Here is a 16,981-nt window from a genome sequence, read left to right as displayed (position 1 = left end):
CTCGTAGGATGAGTCTAACAGCAGAAGTCTTTATGTCGGAGAACTTAAAAAAGAGGTTTAAAACCGGAGCCGAAAATCATTACGTCCGCCTTTTTAGAAAACGCTTCCAAATCTTTCTATGGCAATAAGATAGCACAAGAAACTTCCATCTGTACAAGGAATTTTTAATACGTTTTTCGGCGCAATTGGAGAAAAATTTTACCAATGGAAATCAAGGATTCGAATGCTGCCCGCCCGAATCTTTTCATGCTATTTTTTCCCTAAAAAAATGCAGCTTCCGGCAATTCCTGCCTTGGCTGCATGCTTTGAATCCGCACCGCTGTTTACCCGTGTCAGACGCGGAAAAGTCCGTACCCGTCCAGCGGAACCACCGGGTCCGTGTCGATAACGAGCCCTCCGTCCCGCCCGTTCCAGGCCACATCGGCCAGCCAGCGAGTAAACGGCGCCACGTTCATCGTCTCCATTTCTTCCAGGCTGTAAAATCCTGCGGCGTCCACCTCGTGATCGTCCGGTACGGGTTCGCCGCTTACGTAGTCCATCGCAAAAGCGATATAAATGTTATGAATGCTTTTCGGCATATCCCGGAACGCCACTACCTTCTTAACGGAAGCCTCGATGCCCGTCTCCTCCAGCACTTCCCGAACAATCGTCTCGTGAATCAGCTCCAGCTGTTCGATAAAGCCGCCCGGGTTGGTCCATCTTCCCTTGCCCGGCTCCTGCGCCCTGCGGACGAGCAGGAGTTTTCCTTCCCGCATCACAAGCGCCCCTACGCCCGCACTGTAGCTGCCCCAGTGGACAAAACTGCAGGCCGGACAGGCCCGGCGGAGCGTTCCGTCCATTTCCCGCGTTTCAAGCGGAGTTCCGCACGTCATACAATAATTCGCTTCCATCGAGGTCACCTGTTTCGTTTCAGAATGGACTGCATACGTCATGCAAGGGCCATTATACTCCTTTCGCGACTTTCGTGAAAGAGCGGCCGACCGGACAGCCGGGGTGGCAAACGACAGGCGGCCGTGCCGTGGCGGCGGGATTTCTTTTTTTCCGCCCGGAGATGGTATAATGGAAGGGTCAGGAATCTTACCGACTTTAAAGAACGTTTAAATAAAGGAGCTGGGAACCCATGAGTTTGGAAAACAAATCATCCGAGCTGGCAACATTTGCAGGCGGCTGCTTCTGGTGCATGGTCAAGCCGTTCGACGAGCAGCCTGGAATTCTCAAGGTCGAATCCGGCTATACGGGCGGTCACCTGGAAAACCCGACGTACGAGCAGGTTTGCTCCGATACGACCGGCCATTACGAAGCGGTCCAAATCACGTTCGACCCTGCCGTGTTCTCTTACGAGCGCCTGCTTCAAGTATTCTGGCAGCAGATCGACCCGACGGACGCGGGCGGCCAATTTAACGACCGCGGCCAATCCTATCAGACCGCCATTTTCTACCATAGCGAGGAACAGAAGGCGGCGGCGGAGAAATCCAAGCTGGATCTGGCCCGCAGCGGTCGTTTCGACAAACCGATCGCCACGGAAATTTTACCGGCCAAACCGTTTTACCCGGCAGAAGAGTATCACCAAGACTACTATAAAAAAAATCCCCTGCGCTATAAAGCGTACTCGGTAGGATCAGGGAGGGCGGCATTTTTGAAAAACACTTGGAAAGACCACGCGAAAGATCAGGATCTCAAAAAGCGTCTCACGCCCATGCAGTACGAAGTGACGCAAAACAGCGGCACCGAGCCGCCGTTCCGCAATGAATTCTGGGACCACAAAGAAGAAGGGCTGTACGTCGATATCGTATCCGGCGAGCCTCTTTTCAGTTCTCTGGACAAATTCGATTCCTCTTGCGGATGGCCTTCCTTTACGCAGCCGCTGCAGGGCGAGCAAGTAACGGAGCATGTGGATCTGACCCACAATATGGTCCGCACGGAAGTCCGCAGCAAAGAAGCGGATTCCCATCTGGGGCATGTCTTCGAAGACGGTCCGGGCCCGAACGGGCTGCGCTACTGCATCAACTCGGCCGCTCTGCGCTTCGTTCCGAAAAACAAACTGGAAGAAGAAGGCTACGGCGATTACCTGAAACTGTTTACGAAATAAGAACCGGGGCCGGGTTCCTTATTGGGGACCGGCCTTTGTTTAAGCCGCGGGGGCGTCCCCGCTTTTTTTATTGAAAGGATTTCTTAACCTTTTTGTAAAAAGATCCTAAGCAACAAATGATACAATGGAACCATTATGACTGACGGCCCGCCGCAACCGGGTACAACAAAGGATGAAAACGGACATGGACAAGCATATTCTGATCGTCGACGACGACGATAAAATCGCGCAGCTCATCGAAATTTATTTACAAAACGAGGGTTATACCGTCTACAAAGCCGATAACGGCCTGACAGCTCTGGAAATTATGGCGGAGCAGACGGTTCACCTTGTCATACTCGATATTATGATGCCGGGCATGGACGGCCTTCAAGTGTGCATGAAAATACGCGAAAAGCAAATGACCCCCATCTTGATGATCAGCGCCAAGGACGGGGATCTCGATAAAATTACCGGACTGATGACCGGGGCGGACGATTACGTCGTGAAGCCCTTCAATCCGCTGGAGCTGATCGCCCGTGTCAAGTCCTTGCTGCGACGGGCTTATTTCCAATCCCAGGCGGCCGTTCCCGCAGAAGAGCACACGACGCGGATCGGTTCCCTCTTGATCGACAAGCAGACGCACACCGTTACCGCCAACGGGCGCCTCGTCAAGCTCACGCCGATCGAATTCGGCATTCTGTCCCTGCTGGCGACTCATCCGGGACGTGTTTTCAGCTCGGAAGAAATTTTCGAGAAAATCTGGAAAGAAAAATATTTCGAATCCACGAACTCCGTAACGGTTCATATCAGCCGCCTCCGCGACAAGCTGGAGAAAGAAATGGAAGGCGAGAAAATCATTCACACGATATGGGGGGTCGGCTACAAGCTTGAAAACTAATTGGAGCAGAGCCCTGCTGTACAGCCTCGGATCGTCCCTCATCGTGCTGCTTCTTATTTTTCTGCTGGGCCGCACGCTCTTCTATTCCTATCTTTCCGAGCGGATCAGTCTGGAAAATATTTTGATCTGGATCAACTACCGGATCGGTTATCCCGATGCTTACATCCAGGCCGGACTGATCATCTTCCTTCTCTTTTTTATTTACTTTTTCCGGCTGGAGCAGCGTCACCGGGACAAGCGTACGCTCGCGCAGATTATCGAGAATATGCAAAAAATCACCGACGGCGATTTTAATCACCGGGTACCGGCGGGAGGCTCCGGCGAGCTCGGCCAGCTTGCCGTGCACGTCAACCGGCTCGTGGACCGCCTGAAGCTCTCCCTGGAGGAAGAGCGCCAGGCCGAACAGGCCAAGAACGACCTGATCACGAACGTATCCCACGATCTCCGGACACCGCTCACTTCCATTACGGGTTATCTGGGTCTGGTGGATCAGGACAGGTACCGGGACGAGGTGGAGCTCCGCCACTATATCGGGATGGCGTACGAGGAATCCCAGCGGCTGAACCAGCTCGTACAGGATTTGTTCGAGTATACGCGGCTCCGTAACAAAGAAATGAAGCTGCAGCTCGTCAAGATCGATCTGGTCGAAATGCTGCATCAGATTTTCTCCGCTTTTCAGCTGCAGCTTAAGGAGGCGGACATGGACACGCGGATGACGTTCGAACAGCCCCGCCTCTACGTGCTTGCGGACGGCAACAAACTGCGCCGGGTGTTCGAGAATCTGATCACCAACGCCATCAAATACGGGCATGACGGAGCTTATCTCGACGTCACGGGACGGGTTGAAGGCAGCGAAATTGTCCTGTCCTTAACCAATTACGGGGAATCGATTCCCGCGCCCGATCTGCCACGGATTTTCGAGCGGTTCTACCGCGTGGAGAAGTCCCGTACGAAGCATCTCGGGGGCTCCGGAATCGGTCTGGCCATCGCCAAGCAGATTATCGATCTCCACGGCGGAACGATCGAGGCTTACAGCGATCCGGAAGAGACGGTATTCACAGTCCGCCTGCGGACGCTAAATCCCGACAGTCCTCCCCCTGCTTCCGTCCGCTCCGGTTCCTTTTAGACGCGATCTCCCGCGGGAGATCGCTTTTTTTATCCCCGGAACAACGGCTGTACGCGCGACTCTCAAAATCTGTCTAAAATCACAGAGAATCGTAAGTATTTCGTAAGGTTTTCTTATCGGTTTATTAAACGTTAGAGTCCAATATAGAAGGAGAGAGTTATCGCTTCAAACCGGAAAGGAGCATTACCCCATGAAACTAAAATCAACCCTGCTGGGACTCACGGCGGCCGTCGTCGCCCTGACCCTGGTCTCGGATCCTTTACATGTCATTAAACCTCGCGCCGTGTCCGCTTTATCGACGCTGCGCTCAGGTCTTCTGGGCGGAAGCGGCAGCCCTTTAACTTCTTCCCTCGAGGGTGAAGCCGCCGTACTCATGGACGCGGATACCGGCAAGGTCCTCTTCGAGAAGCAGAAGGATTCGCGCCTGTATCCCGCCAGCACCACCAAAATCGTCAGCGCCATGATCGCCCTCGAGAAAGGCGGCGCCAAGGACCTCATTACGGTCGGCGACGAAATCCGGCTGAAAACGCCGGGAGAAAGCACCGCCGGGCTGTGGGAAGGCCAGCGCCTCTCGCTGGAAGACCTTATCGCCGCGATGATGCTTCCTTCCGGCAACGACGCGGCCAGAACCGTCGCCCGCTACATAGCGGAGAAGGATAGCGGCCGGCAGCTCTCCGCGGAAGAAAGCATCGACTATTTCGCCGGTCTGATGAACAAGAAGGCCGCCGCGGTCGGCGCCAAGCGTTCCCACTTCACGAACCCGCACGGGCTTCACGACCCCAAGCATTACACGACTGCGGGCGACATGGCCCTGCTTGCCCGCGAAGCCATGAAGAACAAGGTATTTCGCGGCATTGTCGACCAACCCCGGCACACCGTCGCTTCGGCCGGAAACAAGCAAACCTTCGTTAACCGAAATCAGCTTCTCCAAGAGGGCGGCGCCTACTACTTCAAAGGCGTTAACGGCGTCAAAACAGGCTTCACCGACGAAGCCGGCTATTGTCTCGTCTCTTCGGCGGACCTCGACGGGAAGAACCTGATTACTGTCGTACTCCGGTCAAGCTCTGGCGGCGTCTATACCGACACCCACGCGCTGTTAAAGCTTGCCGTGAACAAGGAAACGGCCTAAGCAAGCCGGTTCCAAGCCCGGACTTGGACCGGGTTAGGCGGCAGCGGCCCGTTCGCGGCTGCTTCACTCTCCTAGTCTGTCCGGCAGTCCCTGCTTTTACGGAGCCTTCCGGTCAAGGCACGGCATACCGCGCCCGCCCGGTAAAATCACATCCGTTCGGGAGCCGGCAGGCCGAGTACATCGAGCGCCTTCCCCAGCGTTTCACGGAATTTCCAAGTCAGCCACACCCGCAGCTCCACCCGGTCGGCCGGACCCTTGAGTATCGGACAGGCTCCGTAGAAATTGTTGAACAGCAGCGACAGCTCGAAAGCATAGCTGCAGATCAGATTCGGGGCCAGCTGCCGGACGGCGGCATCCATCGTCTCGGTCCAGTACGCGATCTGCTTCAGCAGTTGACGCTCCGGGAACTCCAGCGCCCCGCCGTCAACGGAAGGCATCGGAGGCTCCATGAGCGCTTTGCCGCTTTCCGTCTGGCCGGCGCCTGCTTTTTCCAGCACACTTCCGGCACGAGCATACGCGTACAGCAGATATACGCCGGAATTTCCGCTTACTTCCGTCGCCTGGCGCAGATCGAAAACGACTTCCGTCTGAAGATGATATTTCAGCAGGTAATACCGGATTGCGGCGGCCGCAATCTCCCGGCTGGAAAGCCCCTCCTGCCGGGAACGCTTGGATTCGATGCTCTCCTCCATCACCTGCAGGAGTTCGGCCACCTTGATGCCTACCCCCTGGCGGCCCGACATGGCATACGAGCTTTTACCTGCGGAAGTGTCGACTCCCAGGCTTTCGGCCGTTTCGGGGCTCAGCGACACGACCCCGTAGCTGACATGCAGCAGTCTGGCCGCCTGCTCCTTGTACCCGAGCGCCTCCAGCGCCAGCTTGACCATCGCCTGCGGATATTCCTGCCGGTAATCGATCACGTTGATCACCGTCTCTCCGCGGCCGAACGGCATCGCTTGCCCTTGCGAATCGGTGGACCAGACCCCGTCCGCAAACGGCATATACGTAAAATCTTGGGACAACAGACCGAACTTCCACAGATGGTACGCGATATCTTTTGCCGTATACGTCAGTATCCCGTTCGACCGGACGAGCACTTTGTCCGCCTGATGCGCTTCCGGGTCAGGCCCTGGGGGTCCCTCCGATTCACCGCTGCCCTCACCTCCGTGCCGCAGCACCCAGCATCCGGCAAGCTTGCCTTCCTCCACTTTATAAAAGGCCCCGGTAGCCTGGAGATGCTCAAAAGCGGCTTCCCACAGCCCCTCGGCCACAACCCGGCTTTCCCACACGAGCACGTCATAACCGATACCGAACGCCTTCATCTCGTGAAGCTGTTCGCGCACGATTTTTTCCGCCGTTAAACGCCCGATCCAAGCCGTAGAAGAGGTTCCTTCCTCCAACTCGTGGAGCACCCTCGTTCTCTCTTCCTGCAGCCCTGGGTTCTCTTTAGACACTCTGTTTACTTTTGCATACGTGTCCCAGCAAAAATCACCGAACCGGACATGCTCCCCCTCCGTCTTCGTATGAAGAATACCCACTACTGTATCGGCCAACTGGTTGCCCAGGTCATCGATGTAATTGTGAATTTCGACTTCACAGCCGGCTCTCGTTAACAGGCGTGCCAGCGTATCCCCAATGCAAGAATTGCGCAAATGTCCGATATGTGCCGATTTGTTCGGATTGATCGAGGTATGCTCGATCACCACCTTTCCCTTCTCCGTCTCGCCTTGGTAAGCCGAATATTCCCGATGGCGGTTCAGCCAGACGTTCCAATCGATTGCAAAATTCAAAAAGCCCGGTGCCGCGGCCTCTATTCTTGAAAAGATGCCCTCTGCGATCTTCGCATGCTCAAGCTCACTTTTTAGCTTATTGGCTATTTCCATGGGAGACTTTCTTAAGGTTTTGGCCAGAAGCATGGCGACGTTAGTGCTGTACTCCCCGTGATCGGGATGGGCGGGCCTATCCACCAGCACTTTCAGTTCCGACGGCCACGAGGTGCCCGCTTCGTCCAGCAGCTTCCGGACCCCTCTTTCGATTTCAATGCGCAGCGTTGCGGATATCATTTTCTTAACCCCCTTTTCATGATGAAACGCAAAAAAGCCCCCGTCTCTATGAAGAGACGAGAGCTCGTAAGTTCCCGCGGTACCACTCTAAGTGCCCGGCCGCCTCTTGGGCGAAAACCGGACCTCTTTTGACCGATAACGGCGCTCAGCCGGATCTTCCTACTTTCCGTTCAGAAGACCGTTTCCCGGGTCCGAGGCCAACCAGACATCCGTACCGGCTTTCACCTTCTCCGGCTCGCTGCGACTATCCGTCTGAATGCCAATCCCGTTCTTAAACGTTCCATTTTTTTTCGTTGGTTGAATAATTAAATTATTTATACCCGAACATCCTCGCATTGTCAAGGCGACAAAATCATGAACAGCATTTCATTCGGACAAACCGCTTCATTTTTTCCAAAAAGGAAATATTGTCGTTTCCGAACTTGGCCAGAAAACGAAGAGGAAGACAGCCATAAGAAAGTTAAAAAACACGTTTTGCACTGCTACAAAGTGTTCAACTTTATTTTTTTAAAATATAATCAAATAATTAAAGATTTTATTTTAAATTCCGCTATTTTATTTATTTACAGGTTTACGTTAATGTGTTACCTTGATGATGTAGTCCAAATTATGGTAAAGGATGTGTAATAATGAAGAGTAGAGTTTTAGCAATGTTGTTCCTCTGTTTCGCCCTGTTTATTGTTGTTCCCCTTTCCGCATCAGCAGCAACGAATGTGCAAGTCACAGGCCAAGGTCAGTTGACCGTTACGGCGAATTTCACAGGAGCTTCTTATGCCGAGGTTTATGTCAGCAACCAAAACGGACAAGCCGTATACAACAAAATCTTCACATCCGTTGGCGGAAATGGAACCATCAACGCTTCCATTCCTAACTTACCATACGGGACTTACAAGATTATTATTGGCGGACAAGCTATCTCTGTCTCGAATCTGCAATACGGTTTCCAATAACACAACCCAAAAAAGCCTCGAAATTGAGGCTTTTTTTTATGTTTATTTTGTTTTTTGATACTTCCCATACATGACGTCGCCCCATCCCTATGACTGAAAAGCCGATTGGGCTGTCTTTTTTTCTTCTTACACGGGTGCAACAAAATTCTGCCGTTGCAATTACCGGCCAAAAGCCAACTCCCACAATTGTTCCAAAACCGGAGGATTATATTCTTGTGGATGCAATAAAATCGAAAGGAATAACGTTATCAGGATTGCGACGATTACCGAAACCGCCCGATTTACGTATTTTGGTCTTTTTAGGAAGCCAATCGCGATCACCGTACTGTTTAAAACATAAACAGCAGGAAGACTAACAATTCTGCCAAGCCCCGTGGAAGGAAAATATACGATTAACGCTGTAATCAAAAGCATGGAAGGAGCAAGGGCCAAAACACACTGATCCCAAACCGAAAATCCGAATAGAGAAACCTTGTTCAATATGGGGAAAAATTTATAAAACCTATGACAGCAGTTCAGACATGTATGATCATAGGGAACTACGAAAGAAACCAAGGAAAGCAAAGCCCCATAAGAAAATTCTCCCGTGTAAAACAGAAAAGTCAGAAATAAATAAAGGGCTATTAGCAATCTCGTGAAAATGGAAGAAGTTCGCTTTATTCGGTCAATGTTGCATTTAGGACAATGCTTCACACGTATCTCCTTCCTTATCCGCCTACGAAGTATCGTTAATCAAGGGGCATACAATCATACGTGTACTATTCTTTTTTGTTGATTGGTTTCCCCTTTATCCGTGAACATAACCAACCTGCTTATAGCCGAATCCGATTGCACCGAACATGCAGCCTTCTAGACTTCCTCAAATTCTTCTATAATCAATCGAAAAATCATTTTTCTTACTGGTGCCCATATAAAAAAAGAGCTCCCCCGCATAAACGGGAAAGCTCTTTCGGACCGCGCTTAGTTAGCGACGGCGTTGTATGTCATAATCCAGATGGAACCTGCTACGATTGTCGTTAAAATGACGAGACCGAGAATCAAAGTCAGCAGGTTGTATCGCGGCCCCTTCTCGTCCGTCAAGTGCATGAAGAACAGAAGCTGCACGGCGAATTGGAGAACGGCGGTAATGAGCAGGACCAGAATGGCCGCCTTGCCGGTTACCATTTTGTTCAAGATTACGACCAGCGGAATAATCGTCAGTACGATCGACAGCAGGAAACCGATGACGTAAGACTTCAGAGAACCATGCGATTCATGGTGTTCATGATCATGCGCTCCACCCGAATGGGTCGTATGTTGTGCCATCTTACATCACCCCCATCAAGTAAACGAACGTGAAGACGAAGATCCAGACCACGTCCAGAAAGTGCCAGTACAAGCTGATGATGTTCACTTTGCGGCGAGTTACCGAGTTGATACCGTGACGGCTTAGCTGAATCATCAAAGCAATCATCCATACCAGACCGACGGATACGTGAATTCCGTGTGTTCCGACCAGGGTGAAGAACCCAGACAAGAAACCGCTCGTGGAAATCGTCGCGCCTTCATGAACCATTTTTATGAACTCGGTTACTTCAAGCGTGATAAAGGAAGCACCCAGCAGCGCCGTTACGGCCAGCCAGCCGATCAGGCCTTTACGGTTGCCTTTGTTCATCGCCAGCACGGCCAGACCGCTTGTAAAGCTGGACGTGAGGAGGATGAACGTCTCCGCGATAATACCCGGCATTTCGAACAGTTCTGCCGGAGTCGGGCCGCCGTTAGTGTTACCGTGAAGAACGATGTACGTAGCAAACAACGTACCGAACAGAATAACGTCGGTGATCAGGAAGATCCAGAAGCCGAACATCCGCAGCGATTCGAGGTCATGATGGCCATCATCATGGCTGTGATCGTGCTGGTGAGACATTGCTTTGTTATGGCTGCTTGCTTGTGCCAATTAGACCGACCCCCTTGCCGCGGCTTCCGTGCGTTCAATCTCATCCACCGGAATATAGTAATCTGTATCATAGTTGAAAGAATGCGCGAGCATACATACCGCCACTCCGATCATGCCCGGGATGGCGAAGAACATCCAGCCGAACACGAAGCCGAAGCCCGCGATGAACCAGCAAAGCGATTTGATGAACGGAATCGCCGAGTTTTTCGGCATGTGAATCGGTTCAAGCTTCGCCTTAGGCGCCGGTTTGCCGCCCTGCTCCAGACGCTGCTTCTCTTCCCACCAAGGATCCTGCACGCTTGCCGTAGGAATCGTCGCAAAGTTATAAAGCGGAGCCGGCGAAGGAATGGACCACTCCAGCGTACGTCCGTTCCAAGGATCGCCTGTTGTGTCGCGCTCCATGAATTTGATGCTGTGTGCGATTTGCCACACTTGGAAAATGAAGCCGATCCCCATCAGGAAGCCCCCGATAGTGGAAGTCAGGTTCAAGCCGTACCAGCCGGAATCCCAGCCATACGTGCTGAGACGCCGTGTCATGCCGTCCAAGCCGAGGAAATACTGCGGCATGAAGCAGACATAGAAACCGATATTCCAAAGCCAGAATGCCCATTTACCGAGCTTCTCATTCAGCTTGAAGCCGAAAATCTTCGGCCACCAGTAGTACAGGCCGGCGAAGTATCCGAATGCGACACCGCCGATAAGCACTTGGTGGAAGTGGGCAATCAGGAAGTAACTGTTGTGGAACTGGAAGTCGGCCGGCGCTACGGAGAGCAGCACCCCGGTCATCCCGCCCACGATAAAGCACGGAATAAATCCGATCGTCCACAGCATCGGCGTGTCGAACCTGATTTTACCCCGATACATGGTGAACAGCCAGTTAAACACCTTCACGCCCGTCGGAATCGCGATAATCATCGTCGTTATGGCAAAGAAGGCATTGACATTGGCCCCCGAACCCATCGTGAAGAAGTGATGCGCCCAAGTAAAGAACGAGAGAACGCTAATAATCATCATGGCGAACACCATGGATTTGTACCCGAACAATTTTTTCTTCGCGAAAGTCGCGACGACTTCGGAGAAAATACCGAATGCAGGCAGAACAACGATGTAAACCTCAGGGTGACCCCACATCCAAATGAGGTTGATGTACATCATCGGGTTGCCCCCGCCGTCCAGCGTAAAGAAGTGCGCGCCCATGAAACGGTCCAGGAACAGCAGCGCCAGCGTTACGGTCAGAATCGGGAAGGCGAAAATGATCGCGATACAGCTGGAAAGCACGGACCAGGAAAACATCGGCATTTTCATAAGCTTCATGCCCGGTGCGCGCATTTTCAGAATGGTCACGATAAAGTTAATACCCGTCATCAAACTCCCGATACCGGAAATCTGAATCCCCCAGATGTAGAAGTTCTGCCCGACCCCCGGACTGTGTGAAAGCTCCGACAGCGGCGGATAGGCCAGCCAGCCCGCATCAGGCGAGCCTCCGATAACGAAAGACATATTGAACAGCATCGCGCCGAAGAAGAACAGCCAGAAGCTGAGCGCGTTCAGGAACGGGAACGCAACGTCGCGTGCTCCGATTTGAAGCGGTACGGCGATATTGAACAAGCCGAACATAAGCGGCATCGCCATAAACAAAATCATGATAACGCCGTGCGTAGTGAAAATTTGGTTATAGTGCTCCGGTTGCAGGAACTCCATATCCGGCATCGCCAGCTGCGTCCGCATAAGCAGCGCATCGACGCCGCCGCGGAACAGCATCAGAATCGAGGCGATGATGTACATGATCCCGACACGTTTATGATCGACGGTAGTCAGCCATTCGCGCCACAGCCATGTCCATTTTTTAAAATAAGTAAGTACAAAGATGATGGCGATAGTCGCCAGAGCGATACTCACGTCAGCGCCGTAGATCAGCGGATCGCCGGTTACGAAGAACGTGGACGCGAAATCTTTGATTTTATCCAACATGATGGATGTTCCCCCTTTCCTCTCTATTCATGGCCCGTATGAGCGGCCGATGCTTCTTGCTTCACTGCGCCCGAGCCTTCCGTTGAACTGTTTCCGGCGGCTTTGTCGGAAGTACCCGACTCGGTACCGGCGGACGGTTTGGCGGGTACAGGTGCGCCGAAGCCTCCATGGTTATGGGACGGGGAGTATCTCGTTACGATCTTCTCAAACAACCCTTCCGGGAATTTGGAGAAGGACTGAACATCGGATACGCCAGGCTCCGCAAGCTTCTTATAGCCGTCGAGCGTAAGCTCCGGAGAACTTCCTTTGATTTCTTTGACCCAGGAATCGAAATCGGCTTGAGTCGTAGCTTTCGCGACGAATCTCATCTTACCGAAATCTTTACCGCTGAAGTTAGCGCCTGAGCCCATATATTCGCCAGGTTCGTTGGCCATCAAGTTCAGCTTCATGGCCATCCCGGACATGGTGTAAATCTGTCCGCCAAGCTGCGGAATCCAGAAGGAGTTCATCGGCGCGTCCGAAGTCAGTTCGAAACGGATCGGCACATCTTCCGGAAACTGAACATAGTTAACTGTCGCGATACCTTGTTCCGGATACTTGAAAAGCCATTTCCAGTCCAACGATGTAACTTGGATCGTGATCGGCTTAACTTCTTTCTCGGCCGCAAGCGGTTTGGAAGGCTCCAACGCATGCGTGTACCGGACCGTTACGATTCCAAGAGCCAAAATAATCAGAATCGGGATCCCCCACCAAATGGTTTCGAGCTTGGTGCTGTGCTCCCAGTTTGGCGTATATTTCGCCTTTCTGTCCGGCTTGTCACGGTAGCGCCATACGATTACAAAGGTAATCACGAGTACGGGTACGATGATGACCAGGCAGAGCAGAGTCGAAATCACGATCAAATCCATCTGCTGCTGACCGACGGGACCCTTCGGATCCAATACGATCGGACTTTTACAGCCTGCGGAAACGACCGTCATCAAGACCAGCATGAATACTGCGCTAAAACGCCGGAACAAGTTCCCCTTCTTCAATTCTCCTCATCTCCTGACTAACGCCTCCGTCATCAGAAGATGCGGAGATCGTTTCGTTCTTTCATGTATGTGATAAACATAACAGAAACGGAATCGAACATCTGCCCTGTTAACAAAGGTGTCATTGAACCGTTGAAATTCCGTAATAGAAAGTTCAACGTTTCGACGTTTTTTTGTAATGAATAGGCAGAAAACCTTGTCAGACCAACGTTCTCCCCAAAACTTGGATGAAACTTAGCACCCTTTTGAGTCTAATTGTGAACGCCGATTCTGTCCGATTATGTCGATCCATAGATACACCTTTAAGTTCATTACCCGAATTGTCCGTCTTCTAACAACCTGTCCCGGTCAAAATCGCGCTCTCTCTTCCACGTTCATACTCAAGGACAATAAAAAAAAGCCCTCCGCCCTTACGGGTCCGGAGGACTTCTCCTTTAATCCTGCGTCATTCGGTTACTTCGCCGTTCTCCTGCTGTTCAAATTTACGCTCGTGCACCAGATGAATCGCTGTGCCGATCGTGTAAATGAACACGCTTCCAACCATAAAACCGATGCCGACCATCAACGTCAAGTTCTTGTCGCTGAAGTGGAATACGTTCCACAAGCTCATAATAATTCCGATTACAAGCGAGCTCCATGCCATCAGGTTCATAAAAGAAAATAAGCGACCAACTTCGCGTTCGTTTTTTTGTCTTTGCGGTACCGTTAATGTTTTAGTTGTCATTGATATCACTTCCCTTTCGTGCAGTAAGGGTCTATTTGTGTCTATTATAGCACAATCTTTAAAATTTGTTCAAACAATTTTCAAATTTTGATCAATAATTGGACACTTTTTATTACCCGAAATAAGAAGGAGGTAAACATTAGGTAAACAGCCTCCCCGTATCTTATCTGCACAGCTGCACTGCAAAGACTCCTTTCCCCGTTAATCCGCGAATGATCCCAAATGGACTCTTATGAACTTTTGGCATCCCCTACTTTCGATGCTCGTATGACAGTGACTGTGCCAGGGAACCTTGCTCCCTAACCACACTAGTATTATTCCATTTATGAAAAGACGCTATCCGTGCTTATAACGACTCACTGTCTAAGGCTAGATGTGTCTTTCTATGTTTTTCCGGCTGTCCTTCTTTTTCTTTGCTTCTTTAAAAAATGCTTCCCTGCCACCCGTTCAGCTTTGCGGCCGCCTCGACAAAGAAGTAATCGCCGTAGATCAACCCCACGTCGATGTTCTGGCCGGCGGGCTTATTTCCCGTGCCTTCCCGAAGGATCGCTTCGCTCTTGTCATCAAAGGACGCGTATGATTCTGCCAAAGCTGCCATGATCCTCAGCGCGGCCCGATCATACAGCTCTCTTTCAGGGGCAGCCACATGCTTTGCGATTTCAAGCAGACCGGACGCCGCGCAAGCCGCCGCCGACGTATCTCTGGGCTCCCCTTCCGCATTCCCGGTGCGGAAATCCCAGTGAGGCACGGCATCCTCCGGCAGGGAAGCCAGAAAATAGTGGGCGACTCTTTTCGCCGCATGAAGGTAACGGATATCGCCGGTGTACCGGTAAACGTTCGCCATCCCGTAAAGAGCCCACGCCTGACCGCGGCTCCATCCCGATTCCGGCGAATGACCCTGGCCCCCCAGCGCTTCCAGAAAAGCCCCCGTCTCCGGATCAAAGCTGACAATGTGCCTGACCGATCCGTCTTCCCGGATAAAATGCTCCAGCACGGTATCCGCATGAGCCGCCGCTATATGGCGAAAGCGGGGATCCTGGATTTCTTCCGCCGCCCAGAAAAGCAGGGACAGATTCATGCAGGAGTCAATGATGGCCCAGCCGGTTTTGTCCTGATTCCAAGCGCGCAGAAAGCGACCAGCCAGATTAAACCGCCCCGCCAGAAAATTCGCCGCCTGAATCCCCCTTCGGCGTGCATCCCCATCTCCCGTAAGCTTGTATTTGATCACGGCAGTCGGAAGAAATTGAAACCCTACATCATGGTGAAGGTTCGAGTTGTTTACCATACACTGCTCCAACCGCGAATCCCAGTCCCAGGCTCTCTCCCGGAATGAAGGGTCGCCTGTCATTTCATGCATAATCCACAACATACCCGGCCAGAACCCGGATGTCCACCAATCGATTCTCATATTATCGTATACCCCTTCAAAAGCAACATGAGGCGATTTATTCCCCATTTTTTCTGCCATCACATTTACTTTCTTATACAAGCTGCCCCATAATTCTTCCTTCTTCACCGTTATCCCAGCCTTTCCGGCAATCCGTCCGGCATTCCACTCCACCGCTGCAGATTCCGTTATTGTCGTTATTCTTCTATCGTAGCAAACACCGTCCAGGCTTGTTTTGGGAATATTATGATATAATGTTGTCATATTACGAATTCATTGAGGTCGCTCACCATGAGACTTGATAATTATGCCGATCTTGGACGGCATCCCGTGCAGCTTTCCCTCTATCTGAATCGTTCGGAAAGCTTTCGCGATATTTTCCATGCTCATCAGGGAATCGAAATTTTATATGTCCACCGCGGCAGCGGGAGGGTCATGATCGGGCAGGAGCTGTTCGAGATGAAACCCGGCACGCTTCTGTTTTTCAAACCCTTCCAGCTTCATACGATTCGGATGACCATTACCGAGCAGCAACCTTACATCCGTTCCATGCTTCTGTTTGATCCGGCCGTTTTGCTCCGATATACCAAGCCTTATCCGTCGTTAAACAGTTTCTTGCTTCATATCTGGAAACATCCTTTCGGGGAACAGTGGATGAACGTGACGAATACGGATGCCATGGACAAACTTTTTCTTTTTTATAAGGACGAGTCCCAAGTAAGCCTGGGCGCTCCTGTCCAATCTGAAAAAGTTCTGCTGGATACGCTCTCCCTCCTCCACCGGATTCAAATCCTTTTCGATAAACAATCAACCGTAGGCAGGGATGGCTCCGCACTCCGTTTTTCTCCGTCCGTGACTGACATCCTCGCTTGGATCGAAGTGAACTATGCCTCGGAGTTCCGTTTAACCGATTTGGCCAGACACGTGCACCTCACCCCCAACCATGTTTCCTATCTGTTTCACAGGGAGACCGGGAGCACCTTGACTAACTATTTGACCGCTAAACGGCTGCAGCAAGCCTCTTTTCTTCTCAAGTCGACGAACTTATCCGTCCGCGAAATCGGGCACCGAATCGGATTTTCTAACTTCTCTTACTTCTGTCAACTGTTCAAAAAGCACAACGGTCTTTCGCCCGCAAAATATCGCACAAGCTAAGCACAAAAAAGGCAGGACGTATGAAGACGTTCTGCCTTTTTTATGCTTCAGCCGGTGTTACATTTTAAATCCGCAGGCAAACCACCGAAGTTTATAGAACAGAAGCAGCGTTCCGGTAGGATGTCATTATTATGTTTCCCAATAAAATACCAAGCACCGATAAAATCGCCCCATACAAAAAGAGCCCTCTTGAACGGTTACGTTCAAAAGGACTCTCATGTGCTTGGCAACGTCCTACTCTCCCAGGACCCTTCGGTCCAAGTACCATCGGCGCTGGAAGGCTTAACGGTCGTGTTCGGGATGGGTACGCGTGGTTCCCTTCCGCCATCGTCACCAAACAGGTGTCTATCCAGACACATCAGGGTTGCTCCCTGAAAACTAGCAGCGAAACAAGCAGTCGATCCATCCAAAGATCTTGTGGTGCATACTACGTATGCGTCCGATGCCGCGTTCACGTTCATGAACACGTGTGGTCAAGCCCTCGACCGATTAGTATTGGTCAGCTCCACACATTGCTGTGCTTCCACCTCCAACCTA

Annotated in this window: 14 protein-coding genes and 1 rRNA gene; 6 read left to right on the top strand and 9 right to left on the bottom strand. The window is 51.6% G+C overall.

The window, feature by feature from the left end; all coding sequences use genetic code 11:
- Positions 1-332: 332 nt before the first annotated feature.
- Positions 333-932 carry an NUDIX domain-containing protein gene (locus KVT34_RS00075; protein ID WP_483311419.1) on the bottom strand — a complete coding sequence of 200 codons (600 nt, stop codon included), beginning with the start codon at positions 930-932 and terminating at the stop codon, positions 333-335.
- 188 nt (positions 933-1,120) lie between these two features.
- Here KVT34_RS00075 and msrA point away from each other — a divergent pair, with 188 nt between their 5' ends.
- The 4 genes from msrA to KVT34_RS00055 all read left to right on the top strand — a co-directional run bounded on the left by msrA (position 1,121) and on the right by KVT34_RS00055 (position 5,224).
- A complete protein-coding gene (gene msrA, locus KVT34_RS00070) occupies positions 1,121-2,089 on the top strand; it encodes a peptide-methionine (S)-S-oxide reductase MsrA (protein ID WP_217556066.1) in 969 nt (322 codons plus the stop codon).
- A 184-nt stretch (positions 2,090-2,273) separates the two neighbouring features.
- The gene (locus KVT34_RS00065; RefSeq protein ID WP_217556065.1) at positions 2,274-2,969 is read left to right on the top strand and encodes a response regulator transcription factor; all 696 of its coding nucleotides are present in this window, start codon (positions 2,274-2,276) and stop codon (positions 2,967-2,969) included.
- Positions 2,959-4,095: a sensor histidine kinase gene (locus KVT34_RS00060; RefSeq protein ID WP_217556064.1), complete on the top strand. Its 1,137-nt coding sequence runs from the start codon at positions 2,959-2,961 to the stop codon at positions 4,093-4,095. The genes KVT34_RS00065 and KVT34_RS00060 overlap by 11 nt, the downstream gene beginning before the upstream one ends.
- A gap of 190 nt (positions 4,096-4,285) precedes the next feature.
- Positions 4,286-5,224 carry a D-alanyl-D-alanine carboxypeptidase family protein gene (locus tag KVT34_RS00055; RefSeq protein ID WP_217556063.1) on the top strand — a complete coding sequence of 313 codons (939 nt, stop codon included), beginning with the start codon at positions 4,286-4,288 and terminating at the stop codon, positions 5,222-5,224.
- Between the two features lie 146 nt (positions 5,225-5,370).
- Here the strand turns inward: KVT34_RS00055 and KVT34_RS00050 are convergent, their stop codons facing one another.
- Positions 5,371-7,287, bottom strand: a complete 1,917-nt coding sequence (locus KVT34_RS00050; RefSeq protein ID WP_217556062.1) for an arginine--tRNA ligase — start codon at positions 7,285-7,287, stop codon at positions 5,371-5,373.
- 629 nt (positions 7,288-7,916) lie between these two features.
- Between KVT34_RS00050 and KVT34_RS00045 the strand changes: the two genes are divergently transcribed.
- A complete protein-coding gene (locus KVT34_RS00045; protein WP_217556060.1) occupies positions 7,917-8,237 on the top strand; it encodes a hypothetical protein in 321 nt (106 codons plus the stop codon).
- Positions 8,238-9,197: 960 nt separating this feature from the next.
- On the opposite strand, the gene cyoD is transcribed toward KVT34_RS00045, so the two are convergent.
- The 6 genes from cyoD to KVT34_RS00015 all read right to left on the bottom strand — a co-directional run bounded on the left by cyoD (position 9,198) and on the right by KVT34_RS00015 (position 15,463).
- On the bottom strand, positions 9,198-9,542 hold the full coding sequence (gene cyoD, locus KVT34_RS00040; RefSeq protein ID WP_217556058.1) for a cytochrome o ubiquinol oxidase subunit IV: 345 nt from the start codon (positions 9,540-9,542) through the stop codon (positions 9,198-9,200).
- 1 nt (position 9,543) lies between these two features.
- Entirely contained in the window at positions 9,544-10,143 is a 600-nt protein-coding gene (gene cyoC / locus KVT34_RS00035; protein ID WP_217557192.1) for a cytochrome o ubiquinol oxidase subunit III, read from the bottom strand.
- A gap of 30 nt (positions 10,144-10,173) precedes the next feature.
- Complete coding sequence (locus KVT34_RS00030; RefSeq protein ID WP_217556057.1) at positions 10,174-12,144, bottom strand: cbb3-type cytochrome c oxidase subunit I; 1,971 nt, start codon at positions 12,142-12,144, stop codon at positions 10,174-10,176.
- Positions 12,145-12,167: 23 nt separating this feature from the next.
- Complete coding sequence (gene cyoA, locus KVT34_RS00025) at positions 12,168-13,136, bottom strand: ubiquinol oxidase subunit II (RefSeq protein ID WP_217557190.1); 969 nt, start codon at positions 13,134-13,136, stop codon at positions 12,168-12,170.
- Positions 13,137-13,623: 487 nt separating this feature from the next.
- Entirely contained in the window at positions 13,624-13,902 is a 279-nt protein-coding gene (locus tag KVT34_RS00020; RefSeq protein ID WP_042228792.1) for a hypothetical protein, read from the bottom strand.
- Between the two features lie 421 nt (positions 13,903-14,323).
- Positions 14,324-15,463, bottom strand: a complete 1,140-nt coding sequence (locus KVT34_RS00015; protein ID WP_217556056.1) for a glycoside hydrolase family 88 protein — start codon at positions 15,461-15,463, stop codon at positions 14,324-14,326.
- A gap of 117 nt (positions 15,464-15,580) precedes the next feature.
- Here KVT34_RS00015 and KVT34_RS00010 point away from each other — a divergent pair, with 117 nt between their 5' ends.
- On the top strand, positions 15,581-16,444 hold the full coding sequence (locus KVT34_RS00010; RefSeq protein WP_217556055.1) for an AraC family transcriptional regulator: 864 nt from the start codon (positions 15,581-15,583) through the stop codon (positions 16,442-16,444).
- A gap of 221 nt (positions 16,445-16,665) precedes the next feature.
- Here KVT34_RS00010 and rrf read toward each other — a convergent pair.
- A 5S ribosomal RNA gene (gene rrf, locus KVT34_RS00005) occupies positions 16,666-16,782 on the bottom strand.
- Between the last annotated feature and the right edge of the window lie 199 nt (positions 16,783-16,981).

It is taken from the genome of Paenibacillus sp. GbtcB18, assembly GCF_019091125.1.
Classification (GTDB): Bacteria; Bacillota; Bacilli; order Paenibacillales; family NBRC-103111; genus Paenibacillus_F; species Paenibacillus_F chitinolyticus.
This window is presented reverse-complemented; position numbering and strand designations above follow the sequence as displayed.

Bases quoted from the DNA above. Each gene is read 5' to 3' on its own strand.
- KVT34_RS00075 (WP_483311419.1), bottom strand. From the start codon at position 932: ATGACGTATGCAGTCCATTCTGAAACGAAACAGGTGACCTCGATGGAA.
- msrA (WP_217556066.1), top strand. From the start codon at position 1,121: ATGAGTTTGGAAAACAAATCATCCGAGCTGGCAACATTTGCAGGCGGC.
- KVT34_RS00065 (WP_217556065.1), top strand. From the start codon at position 2,274: ATGGACAAGCATATTCTGATCGTCGACGACGACGATAAAATCGCGCAG.
- KVT34_RS00055 (WP_217556063.1), top strand. From the start codon at position 4,286: ATGAAACTAAAATCAACCCTGCTGGGACTCACGGCGGCCGTCGTCGCC.
- KVT34_RS00050 (WP_217556062.1), bottom strand. From the start codon at position 7,287: ATGATATCCGCAACGCTGCGCATTGAAATCGAAAGAGGGGTCCGGAAG.
- KVT34_RS00045 (WP_217556060.1), top strand. From the start codon at position 7,917: ATGAAGAGTAGAGTTTTAGCAATGTTGTTCCTCTGTTTCGCCCTGTTT.
- cyoD (WP_217556058.1), bottom strand. From the start codon at position 9,542: ATGGCACAACATACGACCCATTCGGGTGGAGCGCATGATCATGAACAC.
- cyoC (WP_217557192.1), bottom strand. From the start codon at position 10,143: ATGTCTCACCAGCACGATCACAGCCATGATGATGGCCATCATGACCTC.
- KVT34_RS00030 (WP_217556057.1), bottom strand. From the start codon at position 12,144: ATGTTGGATAAAATCAAAGATTTCGCGTCCACGTTCTTCGTAACCGGC.
- cyoA (WP_217557190.1), bottom strand. From the start codon at position 13,136: ATGCTGGTCTTGATGACGGTCGTTTCCGCAGGCTGTAAAAGTCCGATC.
- KVT34_RS00020 (WP_042228792.1), bottom strand. From the start codon at position 13,902: ATGACAACTAAAACATTAACGGTACCGCAAAGACAAAAAAACGAACGC.
- KVT34_RS00010 (WP_217556055.1), top strand. From the start codon at position 15,581: ATGAGACTTGATAATTATGCCGATCTTGGACGGCATCCCGTGCAGCTT.